Consider the following 17240-nt stretch of genomic DNA (forward strand, 5'->3'; position numbering starts at 1 on the left):
ATTAGCGCCGTTTTCAGCAAATTGGAATCGGCTGTGTTTCGGTCGAAGTTGAATTCGTTTGAGCGGCAGTCAAATTCGATTGTGCATTGCGAGATATTTGTCATTCATTGACGTTATTTTTCGCGCTGCGGTCGCGGAATGAGACAGCGGTTGCAGTTTTTTTGCCATTGCAGAGGCTTTTAGGCAGGCGATTAATGCTTATTCAATCTTATTTCCAGAGGCTCACAGCGGTTTTGCATGAGGCAGAAGCACCTACCGCAGCGCAGCAGGAATGACGATCCCGCCTTCGCTGGAGATTTTTAATAATCCAGTTGAGGCGCCGTATGTTTTTCATTGATCGTCTTTTGCAAGGCCGCAGGATTGTCACCAAAGTCCTTATTTTCGTGGTGCCTCTGGTGGTTCTGATCGCCGGCGTCGGCCTGGTGGGCTATCACACGGCCAATATTCTGAACGGTCATATGACCGTGACGCGCGCCACGATCGAGAATATCAGCGATTTCGAGAACCTTCAGGCTGCCCTGCAGGAATTCACGGGTTCACCTTCCGATGACACGCGCCAGACATTGGCCGCCAAGATCGACGCGCAGGAACAGGGTGTCCGTCGCTTAAGTGGGCTGCTCAGTGACGATCAGCGCGCCAAGATCATTCCGGTCACCGAGCTTGCCGCCAAGATGCGCACGCAGGAAGCGACGCTCTGGTCCATCAGGCAGAAGCAGGATAGCGATGTCGAAGCTATCCGGAAGGCGGTGCAGAATATCGAGGCGACCGCCAAAGCCGCCGGCAAGCAGATAGACATCATCCGCAAGGATTTCAGCGACAAGGAAACTTTCGCCAAGGAACTGCTCTACGATGCTGCGGCCTATAAGGGCCTCTCGGAGAAGATGAGCAATCTGCGCATCCAAGTGCAAATGGCGGCCGATTCCACCGAGGAGATTTCGGACGCGCGTACCTATGCGGACGCTATCCTGAAGCAGGTGACGATTTCGAAGGCACTGGTTTCCAAGCGCGGCGCCAGCCTCGTCGCCAATGCCTCCGATGCGGCCGACAAGCTCGATGCGGTATTGAAGAGCTCCGGCACGCCGGACCAGAAGGTCGAGGCGATGGGGCCGATCTTGCAGAGCTTTGTGAAGATCGAAGGCGACATGACCCTGCAGTCGGCCAAGAACAGCGATACCGCTGCCGATCGCTTCGTCAGCCTGGACAAGATCATCGACGGCCAGAAGGAGCTTCTGGATCACGTCGATCAGGCGCTTAGTCTCGTCGACCGCCTGATATTGCATGCCTCGCGCATGGAAAACGTTCGCGATGCAGCCTCACGCGAACCGGTTCTTGCGGATCTCAAGGATCTGCAGAGCATTGCTGCAAGGATTTCGGAGCTCGGCCCGACTAACGCCACCATGCGTGATTTTGCGGCTCACATGAAGCCGCTGATCGAGGGCTTGACCAATGGATCGGCCGATCTGCTGCAGACGGCAGCCGACTGGAAGACGACGCGTGTTCAGTCCAACACCTTGCTCGCCGATGCGATGACCTCGCTGCGTGGCTTCGTTGCCCAGGCACAGGAACTTGGCAAGGAAGATAGCGAGCGTTCGGCCAACGTCTCGGTCATCGCCATGATCGTCGGCACGCTGCTTGCCATCATCGGCGGCCTTATGCTCGTGGAAACCCTGCGCGGTCCGCTGAAGCGCGTTGCCGACGTGATGACGCGCCTTGCAAGCGGCGACCTGGAAGTCGCGATCGACGGCCGCAATCGCGGCGATGAGATCGGCGACATGGTACGCTCCGTCAGCGTCTTCCGCGATGCCGCGCTTGAAAATGTCCGGCTGGAGCGGGAAGCCGAAAGCGCCCGTGCGCTCTCTGCGGAAGAGGCTGCCCGTCGCGCTGCCGAGCGCGCCCGCATCGAAGCCGAGCAGAAGCAGGCACTCAATGCGCTGGCCGACGTTCTCGCCAAGCTTGCCGACGGCAATCTTGAAGAAGGCATGCGCGAGGATCTTTCGGCTGACTTCGTGGAAATGGCCTTCACTTACAATCACGCGGTCGAGGCGCTGCGTGAGACCCTGACGGACGTTCGCTACACGGCCGAGGAGATCAAGGGCGGCACTGGCAATCTTGCCATGTCGGCCGACGACCTCGCTCGGCGCACCGAGCAGCAGGCTGCCGCCCTCGAGGAAAGTTCGCGGGCGCTGCATCGCCTCAGCGACGTTGTGCGCTCGACCGCCGATCGTGCACGGCAAACGGCGACCTCCGTCAACGAGACGCAGGCCTATGCGACCCAATCGGGCGAAGTCGTCGCCAAGGCTGTGGGCGCCATGAGCGAGATCAACCGTTCGTCGGAGAAGATCGCCACTATCATCGGGGTCATCGACGAGATCGCCTTCCAGACTAACCTCCTGGCTCTGAATGCCGGTGTCGAGGCAGCCCGTGCCGGTGAGGCCGGTCGCGGCTTTGCTGTTGTCGCTCAGGAGGTGCGTGAACTTGCGCAACGGTGTGCCAATGCGGCGAAGGAGATCAAGGGCTTGATTTCCGCAAGCTCCACCCAGGTGCGGAACGGCGTTCATCTGGTCGAGCAGACCGGCGCGGCCCTGACCGAGATCATCAACCACGTCACCGGCGTTCAGAGGCTCGTTGCCGATATTTCCTCTGCTACGACAGAGCAGTCGACCGGTATCGAGGAAGTCACCCGCGCGGTTTCCGAAGTCGAGCTGATCACGCAGCGGAACGCGGCGATGGTCGAGGAGAACAATGCGGAGATCCACGGCCTGCGCCAGCGCGTGGATATGCTTTCGGAAAAGATCGATCGCTTCCGCACTGGCGATGGCGAGGCGGAGCATGCGAGCTATGGCAGTGCGGATGCACGTTACCGCGCTGCGTAAGGCTGCATCGATAGAAAGACCATCATGAATCGAAAAGCGCCGGACCAATGTCCGGCGCTTTTCGATTGAAGCTTGCTATCGCGATTGAATGAATTGCGAATGAATTACCGACCGAGATGGAGCGTCTCGCCATCGGCGGGAATGAGCAGCCGCGAGGGATCGAGACCGCCTGCCTCTGCGGTTTGGCGAAGATCCTGGCGCGTGACGGTCGCGTGATCGAGTGCTTCCATATGAGCTGCGACAATAGTCGCTTGCGGGGCGAGGCGGCTGACTTCGAGCGTCTGTTTGTCGTCCATGACGATCAGGTCGCCATCCCAACGGGCGCCGCAGGAATGGGTGACGATGATCTCGGGGGAGAATTCGCGGATCGTTTCGGCGACCGGAGGGTAGAGCACGGTATCTCCAGCCCAATAGACGGTGGGTTCGCCATCGGCCTCCAGCGTGAGGCCGATGACCGGCCCCATTTTTTCCACGACCGGCCCAACGCCGTGGCTGCCCTGCCGCGGCGTGATTGTCAGCCCTTGCCAAACGGTCGATTGCGTGAGCGGCGTGACGTTTGTGAAGCCAGCGTCGCGGATACGTCCTTCATCACCGGGTTGGCAAAGGATCGGCAGTGTTTTCGGCACGCGCTCCTTCGCCACGGCATCGAAATGATCGGTATGCAGATGCGATACGATCACCAGCTCGACGCCCTGGAGAATGTCGTCGATCGAACGCGGCAGTTCCGTCATCGGATTAAGAGAGCGGCCGGTGAAGGACGGGAGACTGTGGCGCGGTGCAAAGTAAGGGTCGATCAGCAGAATATGGCCGCCATAGGTGACCTTCAGCGTCGCATTGCGAATAAGCTCAAGCTGCATATTTGATGTTCTCGGTGGGATTTAGCCGCCGGTGACGCTCATGTGGCGACCGACTGCCGGACGGTTGTGCGTGCGGTCGATGATGAAATCATGACCCTTCGGCTTGCGGGTGATGGCTTCGTCTATCGCTGCATGGAGCAGGGCGTCATCCTCGCTTGCACGCAACGCCGTGCGCAGGTCGGCCGCGTCGTTTTGCCCGAGGCACATATACAGCGTGCCCGTGCAGGTGAGCCTTACGCGATTGCAGCACTCGCAGAAATTATGGGTCATAGGCGTGATGAAGCCGAGGCGACCGCCGGTTTCGGCGACTTGGACGTAACGGGCAGGGCCGCCCGTCTGGTAGGGAATATCCGTCAGCGTGAACTGACCCTCGAGATCGGTGCGCAACTGGGAGAGCGGGAGATACTGGTCGGTGCGGTCTTCGTCGATCTCGCCCATGGGCATGGTCTCGATGACGGTCAGGTCCATGCCGCGACCATGCGCGAACCGTAGCAGGTCGGGAATTTCGGTATCGTTGAAGCCTTTGAGCGCGACGGCATTGAGCTTGATCTTCAGACCGGCTTTCTGCGCTGCGTCGATGCCTTCCATCACCTTGGAGAAATCTCCCCAGCGGGTGATCGTGCGGAATTTATCGGGATCCAGTGTATCGAGCGACACGTTGATGCGCCGGACGCCGCTATCGTAAAGCTCCTCGGCATGGCGGGCAAGCTGCGAGCCGTTTGTCGTCAGGGTCAATTCGTCAAGCGCGCCATTTTTCACGCTCTCACCGAGCTTGCGGACCAGAAACATGATGTTCTTGCGCACCAGAGGTTCGCCGCCGGTGAGCCTGATTTTGCGCACGCCCTTGGCGATGAAGGCGGAACAGAGCCGGTCGAGTTCTTCGAGCGTCAAAAGATCCTTCTTGGGCAGGAAGGTCATGTGCTCGGCCATGCAATAGGTGCAGCGGAAATCGCAGCGGTCGGTGACGGAAACGCGCAAATAGGTGACCGAGCGCCCGAAAGGATCAATCATCGGGCTTCTATCCGCTGCCAGCGGCGAGGCGCCGCCTATCGTACCGACAATGCTATTCACTCAAATCTCCATCACACTGCTAATGTGTGCATAGGCGATTGTTGCGTCAAGGAAAATGCCTTTCAATTATGCTTGCGTGTGAACGTGTAGCGGCATAATTCTCGAAAATACATTGAAAGGCATGGGAAAATCGATGAGTGACGTTTGGCCGACCGAATTACGGGTCTCGAAGGATCGCCGTCACCTCATGGTGACGTTCGATAACGGCGCGAGCTTCGACTTGCCGGCAGAGATGCTGCGGGTGCTGTCTCCCTCCGCAGAGGTCCAGGGACACGGACCGGGACAGAAGGTTACCGTACCGGGCAAGCGCAATGTCGGCATCATGTCGATGACGCCGACCGGCAACTATGCCGTTCGCATTGGGTTCGACGACATGCACGACACGGGCATTTTCACATGGTCCTATCTGCGCGAGCTTGGAGAAAAGGGCCAGGAGCTTTTTGCGGCCTATGAGGCTGAGTTGAAGGAAAAGGGTCTCAGCCGCGACCCGGTTGGAAAGCCGCATTAGCAAACTCCAGTAACGGACAGGGGACGGAAGCATGATCCTTGGGGGTAGGGAAAACTGGCTTCGCGCCAAGGGTAGCAAGAACGAGAGCAAGGTTTCCTTCGTCGAGCTGTTTTTCGATCTGGTCTTCGTTTTCTCGATCTCGCAGCTCGCGCATGCATTGGCCGAGCATTTCACCCCACGGGGGGCGCTCGAGGCTATCATGCTGATCTTCGCGGTATGGTGGGTCTGGGTTTTCACCGCCTGGGTAACGAACTGGCTCGATCCCGACCGCATGCCGGTGCGCATCATGCTGTTCACGCTGATGTTTGCGGGACTTATCCTTTCCGCTGCCATCCCTGAGGCCTTCGGCGAGAAGGCGATTTTCTTTGCCGGCGCCTACGTCTTCATGCAGGTAGGCCGCTCGCTGTTCACAGTCTACGCCCTCAAGAATGCCAGCGCGGCCAACCATCGCAACTTCCTGCGCATCACCAGCTGGCTCGTCCTGTCCGGCATCTTCTGGATATCAGGCGCGCTGGTTGAGGGCGAGGCTCGTATTGTGCTTTGGCTGATCGCGCTCATCATCGAATATGCAGCTCCAGCGCTTGGCTTCCGGGTACCCGGGCTCGGCAAATCGACGACGGCGGATTGGAATGTGTCAGGCGCGCATCTGGCCGAACGTTGTGCGCTATTCATCATCATCTGTCTCGGCGAAGCAGTGCTGCAGGCCGGCAAGACCTTTGCTGAACAGCCGGTGACGCCCTTGATCGTCGCGGTGTTCGTCACCGCCTTCGTCGGCACGGTTGCTCTGTGGTGGATTTACTTTCAGTTTGGTCATGAAAGGGCGGCCCATCGCATCGAGCATGACGACACGCCCGGCAGCCTCGCTAGGCAGGCATTCACCTATGCGCATATTCCGATCTTGGCCGGAATTATCCTGAGCGTCGTCGGAGATGAATTTCTCTTTGCTCATCCGCATGATGCTGCGGATATGCATGCCGCGGCCGCCATTCTGGGCGGACCGGCGGTCTTCCTCCTTGGAAATCTCTGGTTCAAAGGGGTAACCACCGGCCGGCCGCCGCTATCGCATATGGCGGGGCTTGTCGGGCTGGCGCTATTGCTGCTTACCTTGCCGATGGTCGTGGTCTATCAGCTCGGCATTCTGGCGACGGCCGTGCTCGTCGTCGTTGCGATCTGGGAATTCGCCTCGTTGAACCGGGTCGTTCCTTCGGCGCGCTCAGCTGGCGATCACTGATCGCCAGCGAGCTCCAGCGGTTCACGCTCTTCCTGCATCAGGAGGCTGACGACGCGCTCCATATGCACGGTGATCGCTTCGCACTCTTCGATTGGCGCATCGGAGAGCATCCGGTCGATGAGCGTGGTCTGGATGGTCATGGCTTCTTCCGTGACGCGCCGGCCCTCTGCGGTTAGATAGAGGCGTAGCACGCGCTTGTCCTGCTTGTCCCCGCGGCGTTCGATCAGTCCCCGCTTTTCCATCTGGGGCAACAGCATGCTCATATTGGAGCGGCCGACCAATAGCTTGCGGGCGAGTTCCTGCTGCGAGATGCCTTCAAAGCGAAACAGGTTGACGAGAATGTCGAGGTGCGGTGGCTTGATGTCGAGATGCGTCAATGCCCGTCCAAGTGATTGTTGCATCAGCTGGCAGGCGCGCGCCACGGCGATCCAGCTTCGAAAACGCGGATGGTCCCAGGGAAGGGATTGATTTTTGTTCATCGTTGTACTTTATTGTTCATAGTTGAACATTATTGGATTCCCACTATGCCATCCTTTGCGCTCAAGGTCACCCGGTCGGGTCTCGCCGGTCTCGAAAGGCTGTCTCCGCGGCTCGCCGGCAAGGCGGCTTTCCGGCTTTTCTGTCTGACGCCATCGCGTCGGCCGCGCGGCTCGAAGGCCAAGTCTGCGTATGTGGAGGGCGGGCAGCGTCTCCTTGCAGCGGAGCAGGTGATGCTGCCGTTTCCCGGTGGCCGCGCCATGGCTTACCGCTTCAATGGCGGAGCCAAGGGGCCGCGCAGACGCTATCTCGTGGTCCATGGCTGGGGTGCCAGCAGTGAATACATGTCCGAACTGGCTGCATTCCTTGCCGACGATGGAGCGGAGGTGATCTCGCTCGATCTTCCCGGGCATGGGCGCTCGGGCGGGCGATTCCTGAATGTGCGTTTGGCCGTCTCCGCCATTGCCGCGGCCTCGGCCCGTTTCGGAGCCTTCGATGCCGCGATCGGACACTCCTTTGGTGGGGCATCCCTGGCACTGGCATCCGCGGGCTTTTTGCCTGATATCGAGCCGCTTCGTCCGGGCAAGCTTGTGTTGATCGGTGCGCCGAGCGCCATGGGCTGGCTGTTCAAGGATTTCGGCCGCCTGATGCGGCTCGGACCTGCGACCCAGGCGGCCCTGGAAGACGAGGTTCGTCTGGTAACGGGCAGGACGCTCGCTTCCTATGACCAGAAGCGCGACCGGCTCGATCCGAGCCGGCCAGTTCTTGTCATCCATGCCGAGGATGACAAGGAAGTGAGCGCCGATCATGCGCGCGGCTATGCGGCCGAGGGTCCGCATGTCCGTCTCTTCTGGGCCAATGGCTTCGGTCATCGGCGAATCGTCAGTGCCGCACCCGTGCTTGAGGCTATCAAGGACTTCCTCGCTAAAGACCTCCAAGAGGAAAATCCGCTCGAAAATCATGACGGGACAGTGTTATCGTTCTACCGAACTCCGCTGCGTCGCTCGTCATAATAATGTCTGCGCCGCCCCGGATTCGAGTGGAATGCCACAGAGAAGCGTGAGGCCGCATGCACATCGTCACATCCGTCGAGGAACTGAAGCAGCTCTATGGCGACGCCGGCGAGGCGTCGATCACCAAGGTCACGAGCGTTCTGACACCGCTCTATCGCCGAATGATCGAAGCATCGCCCTTCATGGCGCTGGCAACGGTCGCGTCCGAGGGGCTTGATTGCTCGCCGCGTGGTGACTTGGGTGGAGTCGTTCGCGTGGAGGATGAGAAGACCCTGCATCTGCCGGATTGGCGCGGCAACAACCGCGTCGACTCTCTTGCGAATATCGTTCGCGATCCGCGCATAGCGCTGATGTTTCTCATCCCGGGATCGAATACGACGATGCGGCTCAATGGTCGGGCAGTCGTCTCGATCGACCCGGCCTTGCTCGACAGTTTCGAGATGGATGGCAAGCATCCGCGCTGCGTTGTCGTGATTACGATCGAGGAAGTCTATTTCCAGTGTGCCCGGGCGGTGATGCGGGCCGAGCTGTGGAATGCGGAACGGTTCGTCGATCCGGCAAGCCTGCCATCGCCGGGTATGATGCTGAAGGCGGCGAAGGCCGATTTCGATCAGGAGACTTATGATCGCGAGGCGCCCGTACGGGCGGCCAAAACGCTCTGGTAAGCAAGCCGCCGGCATGCCTGGGAAAGCAGCGCCGGCGGTTGGTTGGCTTCGCTTCTAATTCTTGTAGATGAGCCAACTTTTGGTGAAATCCTTCTGCATGCCATCCTGATAGACGCTGCTGCAATTGCGGCCGGCATTCTTGGCGCAGTAAAGCGCCAGATCGGCCTTGTTATACAGCTCCCCGGAATCGGCTGCTTCCGAAGCCATACAGATGCCGAGGGAGAGGGTGATCGGACCATAGTCTACCCCGGTGCGCGAATTCTTGAACGGCGTCGCTTCGAGGGTGCGACGTATCCGTTCGCATACCGTCGTAACTTCCTCGATGCTGGTGGCTTCCAGAATGAGAGCGAATTCCTCGCCTCCGACGCGGGCGACGAAGACGGCGCGACGTACATTGGCGCGGATGATGGAGGCGACGGTGGCGAGAATCTTGTCGCCGACCGGGTGGCCGAACGTGTCGTTGACCCGCTTGAAGTGATCGATATCGGCAAGAACCAGAGCGGTCGTCGGCCGGGTAAGCTGGTTGTCGAAGATGGAGATCAGCCGGTCCTCGAAGGCGCGGCGGTTGGAAAGCCGGGTTAGCGAATCGGTGTTGGCGATGCGCTTGTATTCGTCCAGCTCCTTGCGGACCAGATCCATTTCCTGGCTGCGCTCCACGACATGCTCGACGGTCTTTTCACCGTGAGCCATCGTATCGCCGGTTGCTGTGGCGAGCATGTCAATGGCGCTGCGTAGCAGTTCGGCGCTGTTGTGGCTTCTGGAGCTTATGCTTTCACTAGTTTCGCCGAGCAGGCGGTTATAGCTTTCGAGTGTTGTCTGTTCCTGACGCAGGGCGCGTAGGACGGCATCGAGTTCGGAGGCGAGGCGGGTATGCGCTTCATCGAAGACGCGAGCCGCATGATGCGGAAAATACTTGGCGCCGATCGCGTCCAGCTCCTCCTGGGCGGCGTTTTTGCCCAGAGCCGCCAGTTCACGCGTGAGAGTGGGATTGGAGCCGATATAAGCTTCGTAGAAAAGTTCGTAATTGCGCGGAATAGGTGCGACCCCCATGGATCGCATGGCGTAGGTAATTTGCCCTGCCACGTCGGGAATTTGCGCCTTTGGCGCAATCGCCGTACTCATCGGTGAGCTCCGTAATAATGTATTTGTTAAAACTCTTCTTTATCTATGCAAAGATTCTTTGAGAAAATATTAAGAGTATGGTTATGAAAAATCCCCTGTCACTATGGTTTTATTCAAAAAATAATACAATTGAAGAGGGTTTTACAGAAAGGGGCGCCGATGCGCCCCTTTTGATATGCTCAATTCAAAACAGCTATTCTATCCAAGGTTAAGTTCCTGAAAGAAATCATTGCCCTTGTCGTCAATGACGATAAAGGCGGGAAAATCTTCGACCTCGATCTTCCAGACCGCTTCCATGCCAAGTTCCGGATATTCGAGTACCTCCACCTTCTTGATGCAATCCTGGGCAAGGCGGGCAGCCGGCCCGCCGATCGAACCGAGGTAGAAGCCGCCATATGTCTTGCATGCTTCCCGTACGGTACGCGAGCGGTTGCCCTTGGCGAGCATCACCATGGAACCGCCGAAGGATTGGAACTGGTCGACGTAACTATCCATGCGGCCTGCGGTCGTCGGGCCGAACGAACCGGAGGCATAGCCGGCTGGCGTCTTTGCCGGCCCGGCATAATAGACCGGATGGTTCTTCAGGTATTCCGGCATGCCTTCGCCCTTTTCCAGGCGCTCGCGGATCTTGGCGTGGGCAAGGTCGCGCGCGACGATGATGGTGCCGGTAAGCGACAGGCGCGTCTTGACGGGATGTGCGGACAGTTCTGCCAGGATATCCGCCATCGGCCGGTTGAGATCGATGCGGACCATGGATTCCGAGAGCTTGGCTTCGTCGATCTCCGGCATGTACTTGGACGGGTCGGTCTCCAGCTGTTCGATGAAGATGCCGTCGCGCGTGATCTTGCCCTTCGCCTGGCGGTCGGCGGAACAGGAGACGCCGAGGCCGATCGGCAGCGATGCGCCATGACGGGGCAGGCGGATGACGCGGACGTCATGGCAGAAATACTTGCCGCCGAACTGTGCGCCGACGCCGAGGCTCTGCGTGAGCTTATGGATTTCCTTCTCCATTTCGATATCCCGGAAGGCATGCCCGCTTTCGGAACCTTCCGTGGGAAGACAGTCGAGATACCGCGTCGAGGCGAGCTTGACCGTCTTCAGGTTCATCTCGGCCGAGGTGCCGCCGATGACGATCGCGAGATGGTAGGGCGGACAGGCCGCCGTGCCGAGCGTCAAGATCTTTTCCTTCAGGAAGTCCAGCATGCGGTCGTGGGTCAGCAGCGACGGCGTGCCCTGATAGAGGAACGTCTTGTTGGCCGAGCCGCCGCCCTTCGCGACGAAGAGGAACTCGTAGGCGTCGGTGCCTTCCTCGTAGATATCGATCTGTGCGGGCAAGTTGTTCCTAGTGTTCTTTTCCTCGAACATCTTGATCGGTGCGAGTTGCGAATAGCGCAGGTTCTTCTTCTCGTAGGCGTCGAGCACGCCCTTGGCGAGCGCTGCACTGTCGCCGCCTTCGGTCCAGACGCGGCGGCCTTTCTTGCCCATGATGATGGCGGTGCCGGTATCCTGGCACATCGGAAGCACGCCGCCGGCGGCAATATTGGCATTCTTCAGCAGATCATAGGCGACGAAGCGGTCGTTGTCGGTGGCTTCAGGGTCTTCAAGGATCGAGGCAAGCTGCTTCAGGTGACCGGGGCGCAGCAGGTGATTGATATCGGCGAAAGCCGTTTCGGCAAGGAGACGGATGCCCTCTGGATCGACGGTCAGGATTTCCTGGCCCTTGAATGTGTCGACGGAAACATAGTCGCCCGAAATCTTGCGGTAGGGGGTCGTGTCGTCGCCGAGGGGAAATAGATCATCAGCCATGTGGGAAACCTTTCAAGCCGGATGGCGGGGAAGATGTTTGGAGACGATCTAAATCCGGCTTGAGGCAAAAGCAATTGTTTGGCTGATAAGTTGAAACTTCAAAGTGGGGTTCGTTGATTGGGCATACTCAGGTCAGGTGGGTCTTCCGATGGCGAAACCTTGTGCCCGGCCCCTCACCCTAGCCCTCTCCCCGCAATGCGGGGAGAGGGTTGGGGTGAGGGGCCATGCACACGGCTGCAACATCGGAGAACATGCCCGGACGATCACCGTCCAGTGATGTCACTTCGGGCCGATCATCGTTTCCGGGCGGACGATGGTGTCATATTCTTCCGAAGACACCAATCCGCTTGCCAGCGCTTCTTCCTTCAGGGTCGTGCCGTTCTTATGGGCCGTCTTGGCGATCTTGGCGGCGTTGTCGTAGCCGATCTTCGGGGCGAGCGCCGTCACCAGCATCAACGAACGTTCGAGACCGGCCTTGATGTTGTCCTCGCGCGCCTCGATGCCGACGACGCAATTATCCGTGAAGGAGACTGCGGCGTCGCCGAGCAACTGCACAGACTGCAGGAAATTATAAGCCATCATCGGATTATAGACATTGAGCTCGAAGTGCCCCTGGCTGCCGGCAAAGGTCAGCGCGGCGTTGTTGCCGAAGATGTGGATGCAGACTTGCGTCAGCGCTTCGCACTGTGTCGGATTGACCTTGCCCGGCATGATCGACGAGCCCGGCTCGTTCTCCGGCAGTGAGAGTTCTCCGAGGCCCGAGCGCGGACCGGAGCCAAGCAGGCGGATGTCGTTGGCGATCTTGAACAGCGCAGCTGCGGCGGCATTGATGGCGCCGTGGCTGAAGACCATCGAGTCATGGGCCGCCAGCGCTTCGAACTTGTTCGGTGCAGTAACGAAGGGCAGTCCGGTGCTCTTGGCGATCTCGTCGGCGACCTTCTCGGCAAAGCCGATCGGTGCATTGAGCCCGGTTCCGACCGCAGTGCCGCCCTGGGCGAGTTCGCAGAGCCCCGGCAATGTCAGCTCGATGCGCTTGATCGAGGAGGCGACCTGCGCGGCATAGCCGGAGAATTCCTGGCCGAGCGTCAGCGGCGTTGCATCCTGCGTATGAGTGCGCCCGATCTTGATGATATGGGCAAAGTCGGCGACCTTCTTTTCCAGAGCAGCATGCAAATGCCGCAGGGCCGGCAGCAGGTGATGGACGATCTGCTCGGCGCAGGCGATGTGCATGGCTGTCGGATAGGTGTCGTTCGACGACTGGCTCATGTTGACGTGATCGTTCGGATGCACCGGCTTTTTCGAGCCCATCACGCCGCCGAGCATTTCGATCGCGCGATTGGAGATCACCTCGTTGGCATTCATGTTCGATTGCGTACCCGAGCCGGTCTGCCAGACCACAAGCGGAAAATGCTCATTGAGTTTTCCGTCGATGACTTCCTGCGCCGCCGCAACGATCGCTTTGCCGAGGGTCGGATCCAACTGGCCGAGCTCCATGTTGGCGCGTGCGGCCGCCTGCTTGACGATGCCGAGGGCGCGAACGACCGATAGCGGCTGCTTCTCCCAGCCGATCTTGAAATTGCCGAGCGAGCGTTGCGCCTGCGCGCCCCAGTAACGGTCGCTGGCGACTTCGATCGGGCCAAATGTGTCGGTTTCGGTGCGGGTGGAGGTCATCTTCCTGGTCCTGCTTTCCATTGAGACGGATAGCAGCTCATATAGGTCCGAAAGGGCCCTATGAAAATATCAAAGCGCCATTTGGTGACTGTTATAGTCATGTTTTGCTTGGTGCGGCGTGCTCTTTTTAACACGCTGCGCATATATTAACGGACACGCATTTTCGGGCGCTTAAAAAGTCTTCAAAAATTCAATAAAGCATTAACCAATAATTTCATATTTTTGTGTGGACTGAGCCGCGAAAGACGCCACCGCTTCGTCACATGAAGTTGAGGCATTGAACGAAAGGCGGGCCTCGCCGTTTTCATAGTGTGAGTATACGATGTCGAAGACATCGCGGCCGAGTTGAAAACAGCACCGTCAAGCTCGAAGTCATCGCACGATACAGGGACTGATTACAGAATGAAACTTGCTTCCAAAGCCACCGCATCCGTCCTGGCTCTCTCCTGTTGCCTTTCTTCGATAGGCGCAACCTCTGCGAGTGCCATGACCCTCATGGATTTCATCCGCGGCGGCCAGGGCCGTCAGCAGAGCACGCAGGTTTCGGCTCCCGTTCCTGTCAATCCGGTGCAGACGCTGGATCCTGATCAGCCTCCGCGAGTAAAGCAGCCGCTGCCGACCGTCGATGCGCCGAAATATTATACCTATAAGGCCGACCAGATGCGCCTGGTGTCGACGGCGCATTTCGCCGACCCGGTCGTAACGGGTGCCGTTGCAGATGCTTCTCCCTCGCCGGTCGCGATCGACACCGGGATTTCGCAGCGCCGCTATCTGGCAGATGCGCGCGTCATGGCGACCAATGACATCGCCAAGGCGATCGAAGCCTATTATGCCGATCAGAGCAAGCCGCTTCTCTGGGTTGCAGATCATGCCGTCAGCGACAAGGCGAAGGCTGCCATGGCGGCTCTTGCCGATGCGGGTTCCGTCGGCCTCGATCCCGCCGATTATGCGGTAACTTTGCCCAGTGCCGATGCGGAAAACGCCGATCCGGTCATGCGCGATCGCGCGCTCATGCAATTCGAGCTCGCGCTATCGAGCAAGATATTGATGTTCGTTCAGGATACGGTTCGGGGTCGCCTCGACCCGAACAAGATTTCCGGCTATCACGACTTCAAGCGCAAGGACGTCAATCTGACGGCGATGCTCGACGTATTGCGCGCCAGCCCGGATGTTCCAGCTTATCTGAACAGCCGAAACCCATCCAATCAGCAATTCCTGGCCTTGAAGGCGGAGCTCGCGAAACTTCGTGCGGAATCCGGATCAGACGGCAGCCATATCTCCATTTCGCTGAGCGGAATTCTGAAGCCGGGCGGCAGCTCCCCGGAAATGGCCAACATCGTCAAGGCGATCCAGCACCGCGGATCGGATGCGCTGAAGGCCGCCCATGCCGATCTTTTCGATGCCTATCTGGGCACGCCGGATTATACGCCCGAACTCGTGTCGCTGGTTGAAGACTTCCAACGCGAGAAGGGTCTGACGGCCGACGGCGTGATCGGCTCGTCCTCCGTTCGCGCCATGGTCGGCGAGAACAATGACGTGAAGATCCAGAAGCTGGTCATCGCCATGGAGCAGCTGCGCTGGCTGCCGCCTGAGCTTGGCCCGCGCTATGTCTTCATCAACCAGCCGGCTTTTATGGTTTATTACTACAATAATAACCAGGAGCAGCTGTCGATGCGCGTCGTCGTTGGCAGCAAGCAGCACCAGACCTTCTTCTTCGAAAATCAGGTGCAGACGGTCGAATTCAATCCGTTCTGGGGCGTTCCGCAGTCGATCATCATCAATGAGATGCTGCCGAAGCTGCGTTCCGATCCGAACTATCTCGATCGGATGGGCTATCAGGTCGAAGTCGGCGGCCGCGCCGTCGCATCGTCCAGCGTCGACTGGTACGGCTCGACGAAGAGCATCTCGGTTCGCCAGCCGCCGAGCAGCGACAACGCACTCGGTGAACTGAAGATCCTCTTCCCGAACTCGCATGCGATCTACATGCACGACACGCCGCAGAAGAGCTTCTTCAAGAAGGATATGCGCGCACTCAGCCACGGCTGCGTCCGCCTTGCCGATCCGCGCGCGATGGCCGCCGCCGTGCTGAACACCACGGTTGATGACGTCGCCAAGCAGATCGCCACTGGCCAGAACAAGGCTGTGGCCGTGCCGCAGAAATTCCCGATCTACATCGCCTATTTCACGGCTTGGCCGAACAAGGATGGCGTTATCCAGTACTTCAACGACGTCTACGATCGTGACGCCGCCACGCAGAAGGCGCTCGATGCGACCTCGAAGGCACGCACTGCTCAGATCTAAAGTCTGTTCAGCGGCGAAAACGAATAAGGGCGGCCCATCGGTCGCCCTTTTTCGTTTAAAGGCTGATGCCCCTCAGGCGGCCAGCAATCCCTCGACCAGCTCGGGCGTCAGTTCGTCGTAGTGGTAGATGATGCGGTTCGGTCCGAGCGTTTCGATGCCGACATCGGAGTAACCGAAAGGGACGGCGATCGAGGGAACGCCGGCGTTGCGGGCGACGAGGATGTCGTTGATGCTGTCGCCGATCATGATCGTACGGGCGATGTCGCCGCCGGCGCGTTCGACCGTGCCGATCAGGTGCTCGGCATTCGGCTTGCGGACGGTGAAGGTGTCACCGCCGGTAATGGCCTCGAAGTAATGGGTCAACTTCAGCCGGTCGAGCAAGGTGCGCGCCAGCGATTCCATCTTGTTGGTGCAGACGGCGAGCTTATAGCCTTGGCTCTTCAGCGTATCGAGAGCTGCAAGCAGCCCCGGGTAAGGCTGCGTCACGCCTGGCATGGTTTCGGAATAATGAGTGATAAAGCGCTGCAGAAGGGCGGGCAATTCTTCCGATGTCAGCATATAGCCGTGCAGTTTGCATGCTCGCTCGATCATGACCTGCGCGCCGTTGCCGACGAGATGTGTCACGTCGTCGTAGCTGACCGGGGGAAGTTCGAGCGCCGCGATCGTATGGTTTAGGCTGACGATCAGGTCCGCATGCGTGTCCAGCAGCGTGCCATCGAGATCGAATACGACAAGGGGGGATTTCACTAGGAATCGGCCTTTGCAGAGAAAAGAGTGCGTCTTTTGGAGTTAAAAGATCGCGTAGGCAATTGCAACTGAAGTGCCGGAATGCCTTGGCGGGAAGGGGCCGGGGATTTCTATATCATGCCGTTATTTTGGCTTTCGTTTGGCTGGAGAGCCGTGTAAACAGCAGACCAACGTAACAATGGGAGCAGGTGGCGCATGGACGCCCGCCAGATGAAGATTGAGGCTGCGAGAGCCGCGCTCGCTCATGTCGAGAGCGGCATGCGGCTCGGGATCGGCACCGGCACCACGGCGGAGGAATTCGTTCGCCTGCTCGCCGAAAAGGTTGCTGCCGGCCTCTCGATCCAAGGCGTTCCGACGTCCGAAAGGACGGCCAAGCTTTGCAATGAGCTCGGCGTCCCGTTGAAATCCCTGGACGAGCTTCCCGAACTTGACCTTACCATCGATGGAGCCGATGAGCTGGATGGCGCGTTGACGCTGATCAAGGGGGGCGGCGGCGCGCTGTTGCGCGAGAAGATCGTTGCGGCATCGTCAGCCCGCATGATCGTCATTGCGGATCAAAGCAAGGTCGTCGATACGCTCGGCGCATATCCATTGCCTATCGAGGTCAATCCGTTCGGGCTCGTTTCCACCCGCATCCTCATCGAGAAGGCGGCGTCACGCATCGGTCTTTCCGGCGCACTGAACATGCGCCGCTCCGGTGACAGCCTCTTTGTCACCGACGGGGGGCATTACATCGTCGATGCATCTTTCGGCCGCATTCCTGATGCAGAGGCGCTGTCGAACGAGCTCTATTCGATTCCCGGCGTTGTCGAACACGGGCTCTTTATCCATATGGCGACATTAGCGATCATTGCCGGCCCTGCCGGTGCGCGCACGTTGCAGGCCAACAATACATAGG

The 17240-nt window shown here is 59.0% G+C and carries 14 protein-coding genes; 7 read left to right on the plus strand and 7 right to left on the minus strand.

Translation table 11 applies throughout. The features are described 5' to 3' along the window. The first annotated feature begins 323 nt into the window (after positions 1-323). Positions 324-2873, plus strand: a complete 2550-nt coding sequence (locus tag FHT73_RS03715; protein WP_183709896.1) for a methyl-accepting chemotaxis protein — start codon at positions 324-326, stop codon at positions 2871-2873. 104 nt (positions 2874-2977) lie between these two features. Here the strand turns inward: FHT73_RS03715 and FHT73_RS03720 are convergent, their stop codons facing one another. Both FHT73_RS03720 and moaA read right to left on the minus strand, forming a co-directional pair. Continuing rightward, complete coding sequence (locus FHT73_RS03720; protein WP_183709898.1) at positions 2978-3730, minus strand: MBL fold metallo-hydrolase; 753 nt, start codon at positions 3728-3730, stop codon at positions 2978-2980. Positions 3731-3751: 21 nt separating this feature from the next. Then, positions 3752-4801 (minus strand): GTP 3',8-cyclase MoaA, encoded by a 1050-nt coding sequence (moaA, locus tag FHT73_RS03725; protein ID WP_183709900.1) that lies wholly within the window; start codon positions 4799-4801, stop codon positions 3752-3754. Positions 4802-4934: 133 nt separating this feature from the next. Here moaA and FHT73_RS03730 point away from each other — a divergent pair, with 133 nt between their 5' ends. Together FHT73_RS03730 and FHT73_RS03735 are read left to right on the plus strand one after the other, a co-directional pair. Beyond that, positions 4935-5309, plus strand: a complete 375-nt coding sequence (locus FHT73_RS03730; RefSeq protein ID WP_112334830.1) for a DUF971 domain-containing protein — start codon at positions 4935-4937, stop codon at positions 5307-5309. Between the two features lie 31 nt (positions 5310-5340). Then, a complete protein-coding gene (locus FHT73_RS03735; RefSeq protein WP_183709902.1) occupies positions 5341-6540 on the plus strand; it encodes a low temperature requirement protein A in 1200 nt (399 codons plus the stop codon). Here the strand turns inward: FHT73_RS03735 and FHT73_RS03740 are convergent. Further along, positions 6534-7019 carry a MarR family transcriptional regulator gene (locus tag FHT73_RS03740; protein WP_112334683.1) on the minus strand — a complete coding sequence of 162 codons (486 nt, stop codon included), beginning with the start codon at positions 7017-7019 and terminating at the stop codon, positions 6534-6536. The genes FHT73_RS03735 and FHT73_RS03740 overlap by 7 nt on opposite strands. A 45-nt stretch (positions 7020-7064) precedes the next feature. Here FHT73_RS03740 and FHT73_RS03745 point away from each other — a divergent pair, with 45 nt between their 5' ends. Together FHT73_RS03745 and FHT73_RS03750 are read left to right on the plus strand one after the other, a co-directional pair. Beyond that, positions 7065-8030, plus strand: a complete 966-nt coding sequence (locus FHT73_RS03745; RefSeq protein ID WP_183709904.1) for an alpha/beta fold hydrolase — start codon at positions 7065-7067, stop codon at positions 8028-8030. A gap of 56 nt (positions 8031-8086) precedes the next feature. Next, positions 8087-8695 carry a pyridoxamine 5'-phosphate oxidase family protein gene (locus FHT73_RS03750; RefSeq protein ID WP_112606310.1) on the plus strand — a complete coding sequence of 203 codons (609 nt, stop codon included), beginning with the start codon at positions 8087-8089 and terminating at the stop codon, positions 8693-8695. 54 nt (positions 8696-8749) lie between these two features. Here FHT73_RS03750 and FHT73_RS03755 read toward each other — a convergent pair whose 3' ends face one another. From FHT73_RS03755 to fumC, 3 genes are all read right to left on the minus strand, one after another. Continuing rightward, on the minus strand, positions 8750-9817 hold the full coding sequence (locus FHT73_RS03755; RefSeq protein WP_183709906.1) for a GGDEF domain-containing protein: 1068 nt from the start codon (positions 9815-9817) through the stop codon (positions 8750-8752). 198 nt (positions 9818-10015) lie between these two features. After that, on the minus strand, positions 10016-11623 hold the full coding sequence (locus tag FHT73_RS03760) for a fumarate hydratase (RefSeq protein ID WP_112334687.1): 1608 nt from the start codon (positions 11621-11623) through the stop codon (positions 10016-10018). Between the two features lie 279 nt (positions 11624-11902). Continuing rightward, positions 11903-13294, minus strand: coding sequence for a class II fumarate hydratase (fumC, locus tag FHT73_RS03765; RefSeq protein WP_183709908.1), 1392 nt, complete (start codon positions 13292-13294; stop codon positions 11903-11905). Positions 13295-13696: 402 nt separating this feature from the next. Between fumC and FHT73_RS03770 the strand changes: the two genes are divergently transcribed. After that, a complete protein-coding gene (locus tag FHT73_RS03770) occupies positions 13697-15595 on the plus strand; it encodes a L,D-transpeptidase family protein (protein WP_112398365.1) in 1899 nt (632 codons plus the stop codon). A gap of 72 nt (positions 15596-15667) precedes the next feature. Here FHT73_RS03770 and FHT73_RS03775 read toward each other — a convergent pair whose 3' ends face one another. Beyond that, complete coding sequence (locus FHT73_RS03775) at positions 15668-16342, minus strand: HAD family hydrolase (RefSeq protein ID WP_112334690.1); 675 nt, start codon at positions 16340-16342, stop codon at positions 15668-15670. A 195-nt stretch (positions 16343-16537) separates the two neighbouring features. Between FHT73_RS03775 and rpiA the strand changes: the two genes are divergently transcribed. After that, the gene (gene rpiA / locus FHT73_RS03780) at positions 16538-17239 is read left to right on the plus strand and encodes a ribose-5-phosphate isomerase RpiA (RefSeq protein ID WP_183709910.1); all 702 of its coding nucleotides are present in this window, start codon (positions 16538-16540) and stop codon (positions 17237-17239) included. Position 17240 lies beyond the last annotated feature (1 nt).

This window comes from Rhizobium sp. BK098, from assembly GCF_014193155.1.
Taxonomy (GTDB): Bacteria; Pseudomonadota; Alphaproteobacteria; order Rhizobiales; family Rhizobiaceae; genus Rhizobium.

What these genes read in the sequence shown, in the direction of transcription:
- FHT73_RS03715 (WP_183709896.1), top strand. Translation starts at nt 324, where the DNA reads ATGTTTTTCATTGATCGTCTTTTGCAAGGCCGCAGGATTGTCACCAAA.
- FHT73_RS03720 (WP_183709898.1), bottom strand. Translation starts at nt 3,730, where the DNA reads ATGCAGCTTGAGCTTATTCGCAATGCGACGCTGAAGGTCACCTATGGC.
- FHT73_RS03730 (WP_112334830.1), top strand. Translation starts at nt 4,935, where the DNA reads ATGAGTGACGTTTGGCCGACCGAATTACGGGTCTCGAAGGATCGCCGT.
- FHT73_RS03735 (WP_183709902.1), top strand. Translation starts at nt 5,341, where the DNA reads ATGATCCTTGGGGGTAGGGAAAACTGGCTTCGCGCCAAGGGTAGCAAG.
- FHT73_RS03740 (WP_112334683.1), bottom strand. Translation starts at nt 7,019, where the DNA reads ATGAACAAAAATCAATCCCTTCCCTGGGACCATCCGCGTTTTCGAAGC.
- FHT73_RS03745 (WP_183709904.1), top strand. Translation starts at nt 7,065, where the DNA reads ATGCCATCCTTTGCGCTCAAGGTCACCCGGTCGGGTCTCGCCGGTCTC.
- FHT73_RS03750 (WP_112606310.1), top strand. Translation starts at nt 8,087, where the DNA reads ATGCACATCGTCACATCCGTCGAGGAACTGAAGCAGCTCTATGGCGAC.
- FHT73_RS03755 (WP_183709906.1), bottom strand. Translation starts at nt 9,817, where the DNA reads ATGAGTACGGCGATTGCGCCAAAGGCGCAAATTCCCGACGTGGCAGGG.
- FHT73_RS03760 (WP_112334687.1), bottom strand. Translation starts at nt 11,623, where the DNA reads ATGGCTGATGATCTATTTCCCCTCGGCGACGACACGACCCCCTACCGC.
- fumC (WP_183709908.1), bottom strand. Translation starts at nt 13,294, where the DNA reads ATGACCTCCACCCGCACCGAAACCGACACATTTGGCCCGATCGAAGTC.
- FHT73_RS03770 (WP_112398365.1), top strand. Translation starts at nt 13,697, where the DNA reads ATGAAACTTGCTTCCAAAGCCACCGCATCCGTCCTGGCTCTCTCCTGT.
- rpiA (WP_183709910.1), top strand. Translation starts at nt 16,538, where the DNA reads ATGGACGCCCGCCAGATGAAGATTGAGGCTGCGAGAGCCGCGCTCGCT.